Source organism: Streptomyces sp. NPDC001292 (genome assembly GCF_042896465.1).
Lineage (GTDB): Bacteria > Actinomycetota > Actinomycetes > Streptomycetales > Streptomycetaceae > Streptomyces.
Map to the genome: position 1 here is coordinate 19,071 of NZ_JBIAXG010000068.1, position 15,208 is coordinate 34,278.

At 68.6% G+C, this 15,208-nt stretch carries 12 protein-coding genes and 8 pseudogenes; 12 read left to right on the forward strand and 8 right to left on the reverse strand.

Features of this window, described 5'->3' with window-relative positions:
- Nucleotides 1-24 precede the first annotated feature (24 nt).
- On the forward strand, nucleotides 25-387 hold the full coding sequence (locus tag ACFY4A_RS39165; RefSeq protein WP_390834092.1) for a transposase: 363 nt from the start codon (nucleotides 25-27) through the stop codon (nucleotides 385-387).
- Nucleotides 388-1,014: 627 nt separating this feature from the next.
- On the opposite strand, the gene ACFY4A_RS39170 is transcribed toward ACFY4A_RS39165, so the two are convergent.
- From ACFY4A_RS39170 to ACFY4A_RS39190, 5 genes and pseudogenes are all read right to left on the reverse strand, one after another.
- A complete protein-coding gene (locus ACFY4A_RS39170; RefSeq protein WP_390834093.1) occupies nucleotides 1,015-1,248 on the reverse strand; it encodes a hypothetical protein in 234 nt (77 codons plus the stop codon).
- Nucleotides 1,249-1,254: 6 nt separating this feature from the next.
- Nucleotides 1,255-1,647 carry a hypothetical protein gene (locus tag ACFY4A_RS39175; protein ID WP_390834094.1) on the reverse strand — a complete coding sequence of 131 codons (393 nt, stop codon included), beginning with the start codon at nucleotides 1,645-1,647 and terminating at the stop codon, nucleotides 1,255-1,257.
- Nucleotides 1,648-1,811: 164 nt separating this feature from the next.
- The gene (locus ACFY4A_RS39180) at nucleotides 1,812-2,141 is read right to left on the reverse strand and encodes a GNAT family N-acetyltransferase (protein ID WP_390834095.1); all 330 of its coding nucleotides are present in this window, start codon (nucleotides 2,139-2,141) and stop codon (nucleotides 1,812-1,814) included.
- Nucleotides 2,142-2,274: 133 nt separating this feature from the next.
- Nucleotides 2,275-2,472, reverse strand: a pseudogene (locus tag ACFY4A_RS39185) (IS256 family transposase); the annotation flags it as partial.
- A 20-nt stretch (nucleotides 2,473-2,492) separates the two neighbouring features.
- Nucleotides 2,493-2,790 (reverse strand): annotated as a pseudogene (locus ACFY4A_RS39190) (hypothetical protein); the annotation flags it as partial.
- Nucleotides 2,791-4,188: 1,398 nt separating this feature from the next.
- On the opposite strand from ACFY4A_RS39190, the pseudogene ACFY4A_RS39195 reads away from it, so the two are divergent.
- Nucleotides 4,189-4,500: pseudogene (locus ACFY4A_RS39195) on the forward strand (YceI family protein); the annotation flags it as partial.
- A gap of 46 nt (nucleotides 4,501-4,546) precedes the next feature.
- A complete protein-coding gene (locus ACFY4A_RS39200) occupies nucleotides 4,547-4,669 on the forward strand; it encodes a hypothetical protein (protein ID WP_390834096.1) in 123 nt (40 codons plus the stop codon).
- An 86-nt stretch (nucleotides 4,670-4,755) separates the two neighbouring features.
- Here ACFY4A_RS39200 and ACFY4A_RS39205 read toward each other — a convergent pair whose 3' ends face one another.
- The gene (locus ACFY4A_RS39205; protein WP_390834097.1) at nucleotides 4,756-5,634 is read right to left on the reverse strand and encodes an arginase family protein; all 879 of its coding nucleotides are present in this window, start codon (nucleotides 5,632-5,634) and stop codon (nucleotides 4,756-4,758) included.
- The gene (gene argJ, locus ACFY4A_RS39210; protein WP_390834101.1) at nucleotides 5,631-6,827 is read right to left on the reverse strand and encodes a bifunctional glutamate N-acetyltransferase/amino-acid acetyltransferase ArgJ; all 1,197 of its coding nucleotides are present in this window, start codon (nucleotides 6,825-6,827) and stop codon (nucleotides 5,631-5,633) included. Before argJ ends, ACFY4A_RS39205 begins: the two co-directional genes overlap by 4 nt.
- Before the next feature lie 374 nt (nucleotides 6,828-7,201).
- Here argJ and ACFY4A_RS39215 point away from each other — a divergent pair, with 374 nt between their 5' ends.
- Together ACFY4A_RS39215 and ACFY4A_RS39220 are read left to right on the forward strand one after the other, a co-directional pair.
- Nucleotides 7,202-7,549: a recombinase family protein gene (locus ACFY4A_RS39215; RefSeq protein WP_390834102.1), complete on the forward strand. Its 348-nt coding sequence runs from the start codon at nucleotides 7,202-7,204 to the stop codon at nucleotides 7,547-7,549.
- Nucleotides 7,550-7,600: 51 nt separating this feature from the next.
- Nucleotides 7,601-8,245 (forward strand): annotated as a pseudogene (locus ACFY4A_RS39220) (dihydrofolate reductase family protein).
- 115 nt (nucleotides 8,246-8,360) lie between these two features.
- On the opposite strand, the gene ACFY4A_RS39225 reads toward ACFY4A_RS39220, so the two are convergent.
- The gene (locus tag ACFY4A_RS39225) at nucleotides 8,361-9,044 is read right to left on the reverse strand and encodes a GNAT family N-acetyltransferase (RefSeq protein WP_390834098.1); all 684 of its coding nucleotides are present in this window, start codon (nucleotides 9,042-9,044) and stop codon (nucleotides 8,361-8,363) included.
- A 154-nt stretch (nucleotides 9,045-9,198) separates the two neighbouring features.
- Between ACFY4A_RS39225 and ACFY4A_RS39230 the strand changes: the two are divergent.
- The 7 genes and pseudogenes from ACFY4A_RS39230 to ACFY4A_RS39260 form a co-directional block, all read left to right on the forward strand.
- Nucleotides 9,199-9,901: pseudogene (locus tag ACFY4A_RS39230) on the forward strand (transposase); the annotation flags it as partial.
- Nucleotide 9,902: 1 nt separating this feature from the next.
- Nucleotides 9,903-10,160: pseudogene (locus tag ACFY4A_RS39235) on the forward strand (integrase core domain-containing protein); the annotation flags it as partial.
- Between the two features lie 236 nt (nucleotides 10,161-10,396).
- Nucleotides 10,397-10,564: pseudogene (locus ACFY4A_RS39240) on the forward strand (multicopper oxidase domain-containing protein); the annotation flags it as partial.
- An 84-nt stretch (nucleotides 10,565-10,648) separates the two neighbouring features.
- On the forward strand, nucleotides 10,649-11,803 hold the full coding sequence (locus tag ACFY4A_RS39245; protein ID WP_390834103.1) for a multicopper oxidase family protein: 1,155 nt from the start codon (nucleotides 10,649-10,651) through the stop codon (nucleotides 11,801-11,803).
- A gap of 348 nt (nucleotides 11,804-12,151) precedes the next feature.
- Nucleotides 12,152-12,640: an LUD domain-containing protein gene (locus tag ACFY4A_RS39250; protein ID WP_390834099.1), complete on the forward strand. Its 489-nt coding sequence runs from the start codon at nucleotides 12,152-12,154 to the stop codon at nucleotides 12,638-12,640.
- 349 nt (nucleotides 12,641-12,989) lie between these two features.
- Nucleotides 12,990-13,109 (forward strand): annotated as a pseudogene (locus ACFY4A_RS39255) (helix-turn-helix transcriptional regulator); the annotation flags it as partial.
- 606 nt (nucleotides 13,110-13,715) lie between these two features.
- The gene (locus ACFY4A_RS39260; RefSeq protein ID WP_390834100.1) at nucleotides 13,716-15,029 is read left to right on the forward strand and encodes a vanadium-dependent haloperoxidase; all 1,314 of its coding nucleotides are present in this window, start codon (nucleotides 13,716-13,718) and stop codon (nucleotides 15,027-15,029) included.
- Nucleotides 15,030-15,208: the final 179 nt, after the last annotated feature.

Here is a 15,208-nt window from a genome sequence, read left to right on the forward strand (position 1 = left end):
TAGGTCCCGGAGGAAGCAACCAGGTTGAATGGCAAGAGCAACACAAGCAAGCGGTACACGCCGGAGTTCAAGCGGGATGCCGTGGCACTGGTCCGGTCGTGGGGTCGGAACATCACCGAGGTCGCCCGGGAGTTCGGCGTGAGTCCCGAGGCGCTGCGTGGCTGGGTGAAGCAGGCCAAAGTCGACCGGGGCGAGGGCCCGGCCGGTGCGCTGACCAGCTACGAGAAGGAAGAACTGCGGCGACTGCGGCGGGAGAACCGGGGGGAGATCGAGGGCACCCGGTCCAAGCTGAAGCGGCTGGTGGAGCGCGGCTGGCTCGACGAGGACGATCCGGGGCTGTTCACCCCGGCCCGCCGCCGGGCCTTCGGTTCGCCCAACTCCCAGTGAGAGCGGGGCTCTTCTCCCTGCATTTCGAAGGCGCCAACCATGTCGGACGCAGGGAAGAAGAGCCCCGGGGATGGAACCGTACGACACCGAAGCCGCCGCTGAACCCTGTCGCGTTCGCGCGGCGGCCGATGCTGGCGGCATCGGCCGACTCGCGGGGCGCGGCGCGAGGGGCGAGCGGCCGGAGCGCGGTGCGCGGGGGGCGGCCAGGGCGTGGTTCCCCGGCGCCGCCGTCGACCAGTTGGCGTTCGCGGCCCGGCTCGCCACCACCGAGCCCGAAGCCGCCGGTGCCCTCGCCGCGGACGCCGGACACCTGCGCGGGGCTCAGCGGACGCACTGGGGGATGGTCCGGGCCGGACGGGGACACGGCCCGTGTCGGCGGCGTTCCCGAACTGGTGAGCCAGGCAGTCGCACTCCCGGGTGGCCGCGTTGGACTGCCCAGGCGTCGGCACGGGGCCAGTTGAGCGGGAAGCTCATCCATCCCGGCCCGTCAGCGGCGCTCCACGCCTCCGCGGATGTACGCCGCCTGTCCCATGTGCTGGTTGTCCTCGGCGATCATGCTCATGACGCTGCGGGCGTACGAGGGATAGGCGGTCGCCGCCGAAACTCATCGGGGCGACCCGGCCAGCTTCAGCACCGCTGCCCGGGGCCGATGACCGTGAGTCCCACCTGCTTCGCGAGCCAGTGCGCGTACGGCTCCCTCATCTGGCGACCGTCGACGCTGACGCTGCGGACGTGAACGAGGACGGTGTGGTGGTCGGCCGGCTCGTCGAGGTCACGCGTGGAAGTGTTGAAGAGGAGCGTCACCTCGGCATGCTTGGACTCACCGTGAAAGCCCAGCTCGGCCGCGTCCGGCCAGCGCAACGCCTCTCAGTTGACCTCGCCCCTGTTCGGACCGACCGCCGCCGTGAAGGCGTCCGCGATGCTGCCGACCGGCAGGTCGAGCAGCTCGCACTCCACCGGCAGCCGCCCTTCGTACGCGGCCGGGTCGACCGACAGACCGGCCTCCTGAACGCCGACGACCAGCGCGGGCCGGTCCTCCAACGGCACCCCGTCGAACTCTCCGTACGCCTCCTGCCCCCGAAACCACCCCTCGGGCAGCTCCTTCGCCACCCGCCGCACCTCGGCGACGGAGCGGAGATCTGCGTACACGGAGACCGCGGAGTACTTGCAGCGGCCGAACTCTATGAGGCGACGCGCGACGCTCAGGGCGAGTGCGGGGTCGGGTGTCCGGAAGACGGGATAGGCGATGTCGTTGGACATGCGACGACCATGCCACGGTCCGTCACCGCAGGTCATCGCATTTTCGGCGCGGTCGTACGCACAAGTCCGCTCGTGAGGTGAACGCCCGGAAGGCGAAGACAGGGCCACCTCTGCTCAGCTGGCCAGATCGAATACTCACTGGCCAACTGAAGCGCGAGTCATTGTCAAGATCTGTGGATCGAGCCGCTCTGAGGTGGCCTGGTGGACATCCTGATCTTGGTCTTGTTCCCGCCATGCCGGGCGACTTCGTGCAGGCCCATGCGCCGGTAGAGAGCATGGGCCCGCTGGTTGACCGCGAGGACGTCCAGGGTGAGGTCCTGGCCTTGCCGACGGGCCTGCTGCAGGAGAGTGTGGATGAGCTGGCTGCCGATGCCGCGGCCCTGGTAGTCGGGGTGGAGTTCGATCCGGGCAAGGGTGGACCGGTGCTCGGCGTGGAGCATGCCGGCATCGGCGCCGTCGACGGTGATGATCTGCCACCGACCGGGGCCGAACACGCGGGCATGGAAGTCGCGTTGGGTCTGCTCGTCCCAGCCCCAGATGGCCGTGACCTAGGCGCCCATGGCGGCCTTGTGCAGGTGGAAGCAGTACTCGCTGTCCGCGCGGCGGCCGGCCGCAGGCCGATAGCGGTCATGCCGCCTGCTCCTGGAGCCGTTCGATGAGCTGGCCGCCTTCGAAGCGGGCTCCGGCCCGGATGAGGGCGACGAGGCGGGGTGCGTTCACCACCCGCCACCGGGCCTGGGCGGACTCGACGAGCTTGAAGACCATGGCCAGGGCGGCGGTGCGGGAGCCGGCGCCGCGGGTGACCTTGGTCCGCAGCCGGACGGTGCCGCCGTCCTTGAGCCTGCTCATGACGCGCCGTCTGGCCCGGCCACGCCCGCAGCGAGCGTGAACTGGCCCGGCTGCCGCTCGGCCAGCCAGCCGCTGCGCGACCAGGCGTTTCGCCTTCGACCGCAGTGCTTCCACCCGCGCCGGCACCACGTCCATGCCGAACCCTGCGGCCATCTCCTGGCAGGTCAGCGGTCCTCGACCGAGCCGGGCCCGGTCCGCGAGCGCCTTGAGAATGCGCTGGTAGTCCACCGACAGCACCGACCAAGGCAACCCCTCACGCCGCACCGGCACCTGCGACTTCGGCTTCGCCGCATCCCGAGGCTCCAGCTGAGCATCCGCATCCCGCTGATCCGGGGTGATCTCCGTGTCGGCGATTTCGCTGCTGTCCGGAGCCAGCACAGTCCGTGCTAGAGGAGAAAGCACGGATCTCCGATCTGAGCACAGCGAAGGCGCCCTGCTCCGGAGTGGTCCAGGCAGGGCGCTTGGGTTTGGTACGAATGCGGGTATCGGACTTACAGGACGGCTGGCGGGTCAGGCAGCGTAGGGGCGGCTTGCCTCTACCCGTGATTGCGACCGAACCGGCCCTGGAACCGCTTCATTATGGTTCCCCATGGCATACCTTGAGCTTGGGATTTATCTCGCAGCGGTAAGGGCCCGGCTTGTCGGGGGGATCAGGAGGAGGGCGGTGGAAATCCGATGGGCGCGTGGAAAATTCGTAATCCGGAGGGGGGTCGTCCGGCGGCGGGGACAGATGGATACAAAATTGGGGTCCGGCATCTCCTACTGTGCAGTTGTCTCCAACATCAGCTGACGCGGACCCGATGATCGCCGTGAGGCCGACGATGCTCAGTCCCGACGCCAACATGACTCCTATGACTCTCCGCCGCCACGCCAGCAATCTCGCTTTGTCCTCCGCTGGCCGCTTAGTGACATCCAACGATGTCGCGATCTTTCTGGTACTCCTCATCGAATGCTCCGTTTCGGCGCGGAAGAGGTGTGACGGAGTCCAGCAGACAAGACCAGGCAGCTCCGCGTCACGTCGCGAAAACTCGTCACTTGACACGCCGAAGTGGTCTTGGTATTGGCAAGCGCTTGGCCGCAGTGATCCTTTCCCAGTGACGCAGCAAAGCGCCCCGCCCGATCGGGCGGGGCGCTTTCGTCATTCCTTTCTGAGGACTCAGTCGAGTCCCTGACACGAGAAGCCCACCGAGCAGTGGACCAGGCCTTCGACGCGGCGCACCGGAACGTTGTGTTCAATTCTTTCCGATTGATGAGAACCCAAGCCGTCAGAGTTTGAGTTGGGCCGAGCGCGCCCCACGCCGGTACGCCCAAGTAGCGCAGCGAACGGGAGTGGCGGACGGTGGGGCGCCCTGCCCGCACAGTTGGACGCCCCCGGATGGTGAAGCGGCGTGTCGGCCTCACAATGCAGAGCGCTGTCTTGTCGAACCGGTGCGGGCAGATGCGACCGAGGGAGCCAGCGCACCATGAACACCCCATCCGAGCCAGGACACAGCCGGCCCGACCCGAGCCTGAGCCCGCTGGGGACTACCGGCCCGGCCAGTGGTGACAGCGGCACCGCCGACCCGATCACATCCGGAAGGACTCAGGGGAACAACCATGTCCACCGACCTGATCGAGGTCCCCGGCTACGTAGCCGGCACCTGGTCGATCGACCCCACCCATTCCCACGTGGGCTTTGTCATCCGGCACCTGATGGTCAGCAAGATGCGCGGCCACTTCACCCGCTTCGGGGGCTGTATCGTCACCGCCGCGGACCCGTTGGAGTCCGAGGTGACCGCCACCATCGACATGAGCTCGATCGACACTGCCGACTCCCACCAGGACGAGAACCTGCGCAACGCCGACTTCTTCGAGGTCGACAAGTACCCCACGATGGCCTACCGCTCCACCGGCATCAGGTCTGCGGGTGACGGCTTCCTGGTGGAGGGTGAGCTGACGCTCAAGGGCGTCACCCTGCCGGTCCCGCTGAAGCGGGAGGTCGAGGGCGTCGGTGTCGACCCGCTCGCCCCCGACCCGGCCGTAGGCGCCCGCGCTGGGTTCACCGCCACCGGTGAGATCGCACGGGATGGACTTCGGTGTCAGCTACAACGGCCCGATCCCCGGCGGCGGCGTCGCCCTCGGGGAGAAGGTCCAGATCATCCTGGAGATCGAGGCCGTCCTGCAACCTGGGTAGAGCCGTTGTTGCGGCCCCGGGCGGCGTCGGCGGTTCCGGCAAGAGAGTGCTTCCTCAACCCACTCGACAACCCACTCGAGGGTCTGTCAAACGAGCGGTACAGGCTGTCGCTGCTGGAAAGCCGTGCCGTCGAGGATTCTTTGGAGAACGTGGTCGCTGCTGGCTGCGTCGGCGGCGGGGGCATGCTCTGTGATCCCCATGCCGGCGAAGTTGAAGCGCTTGGTCAACGCATGCAGGGCGGCGCGCAGCTGGTCGGGGTGCAGACCCCCGGGCTCCGGGCAGGACAGGCTGGTGAAGTGCTCAGGATCCAGCACGTCCAAGTCCAGGTGGATGTATACGTGCGTGGCTCCTGTGGCTGCCACCGCAGAAACCAGTTGGCCCGGTTCCCGAAGCTCCTGAACGGACAGGGTGCGGATTCCTTCGGAGTCGATGAAGTCCAGCTCGGCAGGATCGAGGGCACGAGCGCCCGCGAGCACGATCTTCCGGGTGGAAAGGCGCTCCTCTGGCCTGGGCAACAGCTGGGACGGCCCCTGGCCGAGGAGGGTGCGCAGCACCATTCCGTGGAAGCCCCCCGTGGGAGACGTGTCGGGGGTGTTGAGGTCCGCGTGGGCGTCGAACCAGACGACTGCCAGGCTGTCGCCGTGGCGCGCGACGACGCGGGCGACAGGGGCGAGCTCGATGCCGCAGTCGCCGCCCACGGCGATGAGCGTGTCATCGCCGCTCTGGCCCAGTGCGGCCCTGGTTGCTTCCAGCGAGTGGGTCAGCATGTCGAGGTGGCGTACGCCGTCCTGGTCCTGTCCGGGGCGGGGGTCGATGTCGACGACCGTGCGTCGCGCTGCGGGGAGCAGCGTGCTCAGCCGGTGTGCACCTTCAGTCAGCCGTTGAGGATTGTGTGCCGCCGACCCTTGCCACTGGGGAATCACGAGAACGGTGTGGGATCCGTTGCTACGGCCGGGCTCGGTCACGTCGTGTAGTCCGCGTTGACGCGGATGTAGTCGGCGGACAGATCGCAGCCGTAGACCGTGGCTTCGGCCTGTCCGAGGCCGAGCGTGATGAAGATGTCGACCTCGTCCTGGCGCATGATGCCGGCGAGTTTGTCGAGGGTGTCGGTCTCGGGCTCTTCGGGGTACACCTCGATGCCGCCGAACCTCACGGTGACGTTGCTCGGCGCGATGTCGGTGTCGTCGGTGTTCTTGCCGATGGCCATCAGTACTCGACCCCAGTTGGGGTCGGCGCCGTGGACGGCGGTCTTGACCAGAGGGGAGTTCACCACGCTCTTGGCGATGCGCTTGGCCTGTCCGTGGTCGCCGGCCTCGGCGACCGTGACGCGGATGAGCTTGGTGGCGCCTTCGCCGTCACGGGCCATCTGCTGGGTCAGGTCCAGGCACAGGTCGGCGAGGGCGCCGGAGAACTCCGCCGGATCGACTGGTCCTGCGGCACCGTTGGCGATGACCGCCACTGTGTCGGAGGTGGAGGTGTCGGTGTCGACGCTCAGGCAGTTGAACGTGCAATCCACCGCTTGGCGCAATGCGCTGTCCAGGTCGGCCGGGGACATGTCTGCATCAGTGAACACGTAGGCCAGCATCGTGGCCATGTTGGGTTCCAGCATGCCGACACCCTTGGCGATGCCCACTATGCGGGCCTGCCCAACGGCCCGTACGGCGGTCTTCGGGCGGGTGTCGGTGGTCATCATCGCGCGCGCCACATCCAGCGGTCCGGCTGTGAACACCGCGAGGCCGCGTTTGGCGGTCTCGTCGAAGTGTGTACGGATGGTGTCCATCGGCAGCGGGCGTCCGATGACGCCGGTGGAGCCGATGAGTACCTCGTCCTCGGGAATGCCCGCAATCCCGGCGGCACGGCGGACGACCTCGGCGGCGTTCTCGTCGCCCTGGCGCCCGGTGGCGACGTTCGCGTTCTGCGCCAGCGTTGTCACGGCACGCAGGTTCTGTCCCGCGGCATGTGCACGGCTGAGGACTACGGCGGGTCCCGCGAAGAGGCTCTGGGTGAACAGCGCGGCGCTGGTGGCCGGCCGGTCCGACGCGACGATTGATATGTCGTCGCCGTGCTCGCGCAGTCCGCCATGGCCTGTGTAGGCCCGGAAGCCTGTCGGCCACGCCAAGGAATCAGAGCCTTGCCCGAATGCATGATCATGCTTCATGCGGCATATGTTTGCATCTTGGGTTCGGGCTGTCCATCCATTTTCGAATGCCCATCCCGAACCCCGCTTCGGCGCGCGGCCAGAAAGCGACCGATCCTTGAGCAAGATCAGTAAGTGGCTACTCACGGCCGACTCGACGTCGGATCATGCGTAAGAAACCGTGTCAAAAAGCCGGCGTGCTCAAGAACTTAAGGGGCGACGATGACACCGTCGATCTCCATGCCGCTGTCCCGGCTCAACGAACCGGCGACCTCGTGGGGTAACGCACGAGTGTCCGCCAAGGGACAGTTGCTCGACCGACAGATTTATGCCCTCACCGAAGCAGGCTGCATCCGGATCTTCGCCGACAAGAAGTCCGGCAAGAACGCGCGGAACTGCGGAAGGCCCTCGACTACCTTCGCGAGGGTGACACCCTCGTTGTCCCGTCGCTGGACCGGCTCGGCCGCTCCATCCAAGGCCTCATCGCGCTCGTGTCCGGCCTGCGCAAGCGAGGCATCGGCTTCACCTCGCTTCACGAGGCGCTCGACACGACCCCTCAGGGCGGGCGCCTCGTGTTCCACGTCTTCGCCGCCGTGGCAGAGTTCATTCGGTCAGAACCCGTCTTTGAACCCCCGAGCGTCCGCGTCTGTCCGTACGCACCGCCGGCGGGGCCGCTTCCTGACGCGCCTTGGAAAAAGTTGCGGGCCGCTGTCGATCCGGCCACGTCCCGTTCGACGTCTTGATGTGCGGCGCCTCGCCACACGATGACGCGACAGGGCCTGACGAGGAAACACGTGGATCAACTGCTGAGAGTCATGAACTTCAACGTCTCGAGTGACGGAATCGGTGCCGGTGAGCACCAGGGTCTCGAGCGGCCGTTCGGCCACGACCATCCCGAGAGGCTGTTCGCCTGGGCCGGAGCCACGGCGAGCTGGCCCATGCGCACGGATCCCGGCGGGAGCCGGGGCCTCGACGACTACTTCACGCGAGACTTCGCACGCAACATCAGTGCCGAGATCATGGGCCGCAACAAGTTCGGGCCCCAGCGCGGTCCCCGGCAGGACCATGAGTGGCGCGGCTGGTGAGGGGAGGAGCCGCCGTTCCGCACGCCGGTGTTCCTCATGACCCACCACAAGCGTCCGTCGTTCACGCTCTCCGACGCCACGTTCCACTTCGTCGACGGCGACCCGGCCACGGTCCTCGAACGGGCGCGGGACGCGGCACAGGGCAAGGACGTCCGGCTCGGCGGCGGGGTCACCACCATCCGGCAGTTCCTCGACGCCGACCTCGTCGACACCATGCATGTGGCGGTCTCGCCGGTAAAGCTCGTGTCCGGACTACGCCTTTGGGGGTCCCCCGATGAGCTGCTCGACCGGTTCCACCTGGAGGTCGTGCCCAGCCCGAGCGGCGTGCCGCACCGCCTGTTCTGGCGAAGGTGACGCCAGGGCCCACTCGGGGCGGCTGAAAAGGCTGGCCAGGCACTCAACGAGGACTAGGAGCGTGGGTCAGTAACGAGCAGGCCGGCAGTTGTTCTGCGGCGAGGACTTCGCCCGGCTACCGTGACGTGTCGCTTGCCTGTCCGGTGGTCGGGTTGCCGTACACCGTCGGCTCCCCCGTGGGGTTGGTCGGGTCCGGGTCGGTGGCCAGGCGGGCGTGCAGGTGCTCGTCGTGGTATGCCCCATCGCCGAAGCGGTGTGAGTCGCGCAGGGTGCCTTCGGGGAGGTAGCCGCAACGGTGGGCCACCCGGCAGGAGGCCTCGTTGCCGACTGCGTGGGCGATCTCGATCCGGCGGGCATCGGCCATCCGGAAGGCCCAGCTGGTGACCGCCCTCGTTGCCCGGGTGGCCACACCCCGTCCGCGGGCAGCCGGCAACGTCCAGTAGCCGATCATCGCCAGGCCGTCCGCACGGTCGACCCAGCGCAGAGTGACGCTGCCCAGCAAAGCGCCGTCGGTGGCGGTCAGCACGGCGAAGGAGGCGCTGGCACCACGGTCCCAGCCTCCCTCGCGAGACTCCAGCCATACCAGGGCATCGCTGCGGTCGGCTGTCGCGAGAGGGTTCCAGAGGGCGATCAGCGGGTCCGCCGCGGCGGCGATCAAGCTGTCCAGCATCGTCTCCGGCTCGGCGACCTCCCGACCCCACGGGTGCAGCAGCACATCGCCCAGGTCGAGCGTGGTGCGGACGAAGGCCCGCCGGTCGGCGGGGTTCCGGGAGGCAGGCAGGCGCGCGGAGGTGCTCATGGCGCCATTCCTACCCGGTCATCAGGCCTGTCGCCACCCTTTTTCGCCGGTCACAGGTCGGGCTGATCCTGGCGGGAGCGTATCCCAGCAGCTGACCCCCTGCATTTCGTGATCATTCATGCGCGATGACACCGGTATGCGTGGTGGGGATGGGCTGTTCGAGATCGAGCCGGTTGAGAAGAGGCAGTCGCAAGGCGGTGGGGCGGCGGTGGACAAGACGTTCAGGGCGTTCGACCCGCACCAGGTCCTGCTGCTGCCCCCGTCGCCGGACGACTGGCTGCCCCAGGACCACCTGGCCCGGTTCGTTGCCGACCTGGCCGACGAGGTGCTGGACCTGGGAGCGGGTCCTGGCGGACTACACCGACAAGCGCGGCTACCCGCCCTACGATCCGCGGCCGATGCTGCGGCTGCTGATATACGGCTACACCACTGGGGTGCGCTCCTCGCGGGCGATCGAGCGCAGGTGCGCCGACGACATCGCGTTCCGATACCTCGCCGGGCCAGGCCCCCGTCTACCGCTCGATCGCTCGGTTCCGCCGCCGTCACCTGGACGCGCTCGCCGACCTGTTCACGCAGTCGCTGCACCTCGCACAGAGGCTCGGCCTGGTCAAGACGGGTCGCGTCGCCCTGGACGGTACCAGGCTGGAGGCCAACGCCTCCAAGCACAAGGCGATGAGCTACGGTCGGCTGATCGACAAGGAAGAGCGAGTCGAAGCCGAGATCGCCGAGTTTGAGGCCAAAGCCGCCGCCCTGCTGGCCGGTGCCGAAGCCACCGACAGCGCCGAGGACCAGCCTTCGGTCCCGACGGCAAGGACACCGACCTGCCCGCCGAGCTGAACCGTCGCAAGAAGCGGCTCGTGCCGCCGACTCGGCGTGACCCGCTCGCGCGGCGCGGTCGGCACCAGCGCGGACAACGCCGCTGCGGAGAGCTTCAACGCGACCTTGAAAAGAGAGACCCTGCAGAGGAAGAAACGCTGGCCAGGGGCGCGTGAGGCCCGTCTCGCAGTGTTCCGGTGGGTCACCCGCTACAACACCAGACGCAGGCACTCGGGGCTTGGCTACATCAGCCCGATCGCCGTCGAACAGCGATCAGTTACGCTGGCCGCTGCCGCATAGCAAATGGTGTCCGCGCTTCAGGGGAAGCCCCCCGCGCGCTCGGGCTGACAGCGGCCACCGGGCTGTCGACCGCGGCCGCGCTGTCCCGCCGACCGGCGGCCACCGGCGCCGAGTTGCGCAGCGCCGTTCCGCTGCCGCCCGCGTACCGCGCGCCGTTGCCGCTTCCTTCGGTGCTGAAGCCGGTGAGTACCGCCGGCGGCGTCGACCGGTATCAGGTGACGCAGCGCGAGACGACGGTGGAGATCCTGCCCGGTACCAGGACACCGATGTGGACGTACGGGGGGACGTTTCCCGGGCCGACGATCGAGGCGCGGCGCGGCCGGCCGATCACCATTACGCACCGCAACGAGCTCCCCGTCCCCACGGTTGTACACCTGCACGGCGGACGGAACACGCCGAGCTCCGACGGGTATCCGACCGATCTGGTCTTACCCGATGGCTGGCGGGGCCCGGCCGGAGGGACATCGGCCGTACATCAGATGCCTGACATGCCCGGGATGAACGGCATGGACTCCCTGGCCGACCCGAGCGTGACCGGCATGGCCGGGATGCGCGACCCGCGAGCGGTGGTGACCAGGCTGACCCGGGACTACACGTTCCCGACGGACCAGCGGCCGACGATGCTCTGGTACCACGACCACCGGATGGACTTCACCGCACCCGCGATCTGGCGGGGGCTGGCAGGGCTGCACTTCGTGCGCGACGACGCGGAAGAGGCGCTCGGCCTGCCCGCCGGTCCGCGTGAGCTGCCGCTTATGATCGCCGACCGCGCGTTCGACGGTTACGGCAACCTTCGCTACCCCGCCATCGACCCCACCCTGCGGGACCGGCCCGGAATCCGCGAGCCCTTCCTCGCCGGAGTCCTCGGCGATGTGATCCTGGTCAACGGTGCCCCCTGGCCCGTGCACGAGGTCGACGCCGTCCGGTACCGGCTGCGCGTCCTGAACGCCTCCAACGCCAGGCACTATGAGCTCGAAGCCGTCACCGACGACGGACGCCGGCTCGACCTCGTCCAGATCGGCGTCGACCAGGGCCTGCTGGCGGCGCCGGTCACCCACCGGTCCCTGCCGATTGCCCCTGCCGTACGCTACGACCTGATCGTCGACTTCGCGCAGGTCCCCGTCGGCGGCCTGGTGCGCCTGCGCAACCGGCTCGGCTCCGGCCGCACCCGCGACGTGATGGCCTTCCGCGTCGTCCGCAAAGCCGCCGACGACAGCCGCGTCCCGCCCGTCCTCGCCCGCGACCTGCCGTCCTTGCGCCGGTCGGATGCGGTCCAGGTACGCGAGTTCGCCTTCCGCGCCGGGCACATGCATGGCCGCCGCGGCTGGCTGATCGGTGGCCGGCCGTTCGACCCGGCCCGTACCGACGTTACCGTCCGCCTGGGCGACATCGAGGTATGGCGGCTGATCGCCGACGTCCACCACCCCGTCCACCTGCACTTGGTCGGCTTCCAGGTGCTCTCCCGCGGCGGGAGGCAACCGCTCGCGCACGACGCGGGCCTGAAGGACACCATCGCGCTGCGGCCCGGCGAATCGGCGGAGATCATCGCCCGCTTCGACGGCTACCGCGGCCGCTACCTCTTCCATTGCCACAACGCGGAACACGAAGACATGGGAATGATGGCCAACCTCGAGATCAGCTGACCCGTCGGCGTCCGCTCGGCGGGAGCTGTAGACCGCTGCTGAGGATGGAGGGCTGGCGTTCTACGGTCCCGTCGATTCCCAGCAGTCGTCGGCGAATCGCCATGAGGTGCGTGTCGACCCGCTGGCCGTCCCAGAACAGCGCCTACCGCTTCGTCCCTTCCTACTGATGAAGACCCCAGCACGCCATCCAGCGAACAGGAGACACCATGACCACCCCGATCCCGACACCGCTGTTCACCGACCCCGCGCCCGCGCAGCGCCTGGAGCGGGCGGCCGCCGCGCTGACGGAACACGGCTTCGCCGTTGAGATTCTCGATGACGTCCCCGCCGCGCGAGCCCGCATCCAAGATGCTGATCCCCGAGGGCGCCGCCGTATTCACCGGGGCCAGCGAGACGCTTCGCCTTTCCGGCATCGATGACGACATCAACACCAGCGAGCGGTACGACTCCGTTAAAGCACGCGGGGTGCGCATGGACCGGGCCACCCAACGGAATGACATCTGGCGGGCGCTGTCGGTCCCCGACTTCATCGTGGGCAGCGTCGCTGCGGTCACCGAAACCGGCTCCCTAGTGGCCGGCTCCGCCAGCGGAAGCCAACTGCCTGGCTACGCCGGCGCCGCCGCCCGCGCGATCTGGGTCGTCGGGGCGCAGAAGATCGTTCCCGACCTGCCCGCCGCGCTGCGCCGCGTCGAAGAGCACTGCCTCCCGCTGGAAAACGAGCGCGCCAAGAAGGCATACGGGAAGCCCAGCGCCCTCAACCGCGTGCTCATCCTCAACGCCGAAACCGAACCCGGGCGCGGCACCGTCCTGCTGCTCCGCGAGGCCATCGGATTCTGAAGCCTCCCGGACAAAACGCAGTCCCCAGCGTCCGGTTCCATGACGGTCCATTAACCTGCCGGAGCCCGCCCGCGCCACCTTCGCCTCCCAATGGAAGCCCGCCTACACAGCGTTGGACCGCTGGAGCCCCAGGAATCCCGCCCTGTAGCCCCGCAACGCCAGGACGCGCCCTACCGGCCCGGCCGCCCAGCGCGGCCGGGCCTTCCGCGCTCTCCACCCCATCCGCGTCCGCCAGTCGGCGTTCGCGTCAATGAACTCCTTCATGTCTGCGGTCAGGTGAAGGCGGACCGGTACATCCAGGGCTGAGACGCGCAGTCTGAACCGGCGCCTGCTCCGCGCCCGCGACGCGATGGACCGCGCCTACGCCGAGCCGCTCGACGTTCGCGCTATCGCGTCGGTGGCCCATATCTCACCGGCGCACTTCAGCCGCTGCTTCCGCACCGTTTTCGGAGAGACGCCACACCGCTACCACGCTGCGGTCGGTCTCCCGCATTAGGAACATCGAACGCTCGACCCGCCGCCGCTGCAGGTCGGGCAGGACTCCGCCGACACACCCCGACGGAGTCGACACGCGGGGCGGTCCTTGGCCGCACCGCCCGGGCCGCCCGGTTACTTCGAACGACGCTGGGACACCCTCAACCGACACACCGAAGCACGACAATTGACATCCTCGCCCCGGTGAACGGGGACGATTCCATTTCCCGCCTACTGCGGCCCTCTTGGGGTCCGCGAGCTGATCACGAAGGGCGCCCTGGGCGGCCTCGTCCTCAACACGGACGATGCCCGGGGGCTGTACGAGACCCTCAAGGCGCGCGGCGTCACCGATTTCACCCAGGAGCCCACCGACCACTTCTATGGCACCGACATGAGCCTGCGGGAAGCCGCCCAGGCGGTGGCTTATCCAAAACTGCTCGATGGTGTCACCGTGTTCCAACTGCCGGCCTACGCACCCGACCTTCCGCCCCGGCGGCGTCAGCGCCGGGGAACCACATCTGCGTGACCAACCGCGCGTGTGACGGTTATGCCGGTTATGCATGCTTCCAGTTCGGGCAGACCGGCTGCCGTAGGCGCCGTCATGTCACTTCTCCTTCTCCTCGTCACGGTCCTCACCGGCCCCGCAGCCGCCGCCGGCAGCCACACGCCGCCCGCTGCGGACCCCGCCGCGATCCGTGCATGGAACACGATCGCCACCGAGACCATCGGCACCAACCTCGGCGCGACCCGCCCCTCGGGCCAGGTGGCCATCTGGCACGGGTTCGTCTCGGCTGCCGTCTACAACGCCGTGGTGGGCATCCGGGGCGACTACGCCCCTTACAAGTGGCAGGCGCGCGGCCCCTTTGCCGCCTCGCCCGAGGCGGCCGCCGTGGCCGCGGCCCACCGCGTGCTGGTCACCTACTTCCCCGCCTCCCAGACCCCGCTCGATGCCGCCTACGCCGAATCCCTCGCCAAAATCCCCGAGGGCAGCGCCAAGACGCAGGGCGTGGCCTTCGGGGAACGGGCCGCCAAGCACCTCATCGACCTGCGCGAAGGCGACGGCCGGAACGCACCGGTTGAGTTCACCGCCCCGCCCGCGCCCGGCGTCTGGCGACCCACCCCACCCGACCACCAGCCCTTCATCGACCCCTGGCTCGGCAGACTGCGCCCGATGCTGCTCACCTCCCCGGCCCAGTTCCGTCCCCCGGCCCCGCCCGCGCTGTCCTCGGCCCGCTACGCCCGGGACGTGAATGAGGTGCGGACCATGGGGGCGAAGACCGGGTCGCCCCGCACCGCGTTCCAGACCGAGACCGCCCTGTTCTTCGGGGGCAATCTGGCGGAGCAGATCCAAGCGGCGCTCCGGGACTACACCGCTCGGCACCACCTGGGCATCACTGAGACGGCACGGCTGTTCGCCGCGGCGAACACCTCGGCCACCGACGCCGTCGTCGCCTCCTGGAACGCCAAATTCCACTACGGACGCTGGCGGCCGATCACTGCCATCCAGCTGGCCGACACCGACGGCAACCCCGCGACCGCGGCCGACCCGCAGTGGCAGCCGCTGCTCGTCACGCCACCGCACCCCGACTACATCAGCGGCCATACCGCGGTCGCCGGCGCCGTGACCCGGACCCTGAGCGGACTCCTCGGCACCACACGCCTCGACCTCACCCTCTTCTCCGAGGCCACCGGCACCACACGGCACTACGAATACGCCGACCGGCTCAACGAGGACATGATCAACGCCCGCGTCTGGGCCGGGATCCACTTCCGCTCCGCGGATGTGGCCGGGTGCCAGGCCGGCAGCCGAATCGCCGTCTGGGCGGTCACCCACTACTTCCGGCCGCTGCGTTCATCGCACGCCCAGGCCTCGCCGACGGCACGGCCCACGTGCCCACAGACCGGCACGCGCTGATGCCCTGAGCTTGGCGTTTAACCTCGCCTGTCACTCGACCTGCTGATCTGCGGTTCTTCCCGGGACAGCGGACGCGGCCGTTCTCCACGCTTCGAGATGTCGAGTCACGAAGCTCAAGAGAACGGCCGCTGCGTATGAGTCTCCCCGCCCCAGGGCCCGTAAGCGAGGCGTTGGACGTC

What these genes read in the sequence shown, in the direction of transcription:
- ACFY4A_RS39260 (WP_390834100.1), top strand. Translation starts at nt 13,716, where the DNA reads ATGTCACTTCTCCTTCTCCTCGTCACGGTCCTCACCGGCCCCGCAGCC.
- ACFY4A_RS39245 (WP_390834103.1), top strand. Translation starts at nt 10,649, where the DNA reads ATGCCCGGGATGAACGGCATGGACTCCCTGGCCGACCCGAGCGTGACC.
- argJ (WP_390834101.1), bottom strand. Translation starts at nt 6,827, where the DNA reads ATGAAGCATGATCATGCATTCGGGCAAGGCTCTGATTCCTTGGCGTGG.
- ACFY4A_RS39250 (WP_390834099.1), top strand. Translation starts at nt 12,152, where the DNA reads ATGCTGATCCCCGAGGGCGCCGCCGTATTCACCGGGGCCAGCGAGACG.
- ACFY4A_RS39175 (WP_390834094.1), bottom strand. Translation starts at nt 1,647, where the DNA reads ATGTCCAACGACATCGCCTATCCCGTCTTCCGGACACCCGACCCCGCA.
- ACFY4A_RS39225 (WP_390834098.1), bottom strand. Translation starts at nt 9,044, where the DNA reads ATGAGCACCTCCGCGCGCCTGCCTGCCTCCCGGAACCCCGCCGACCGG.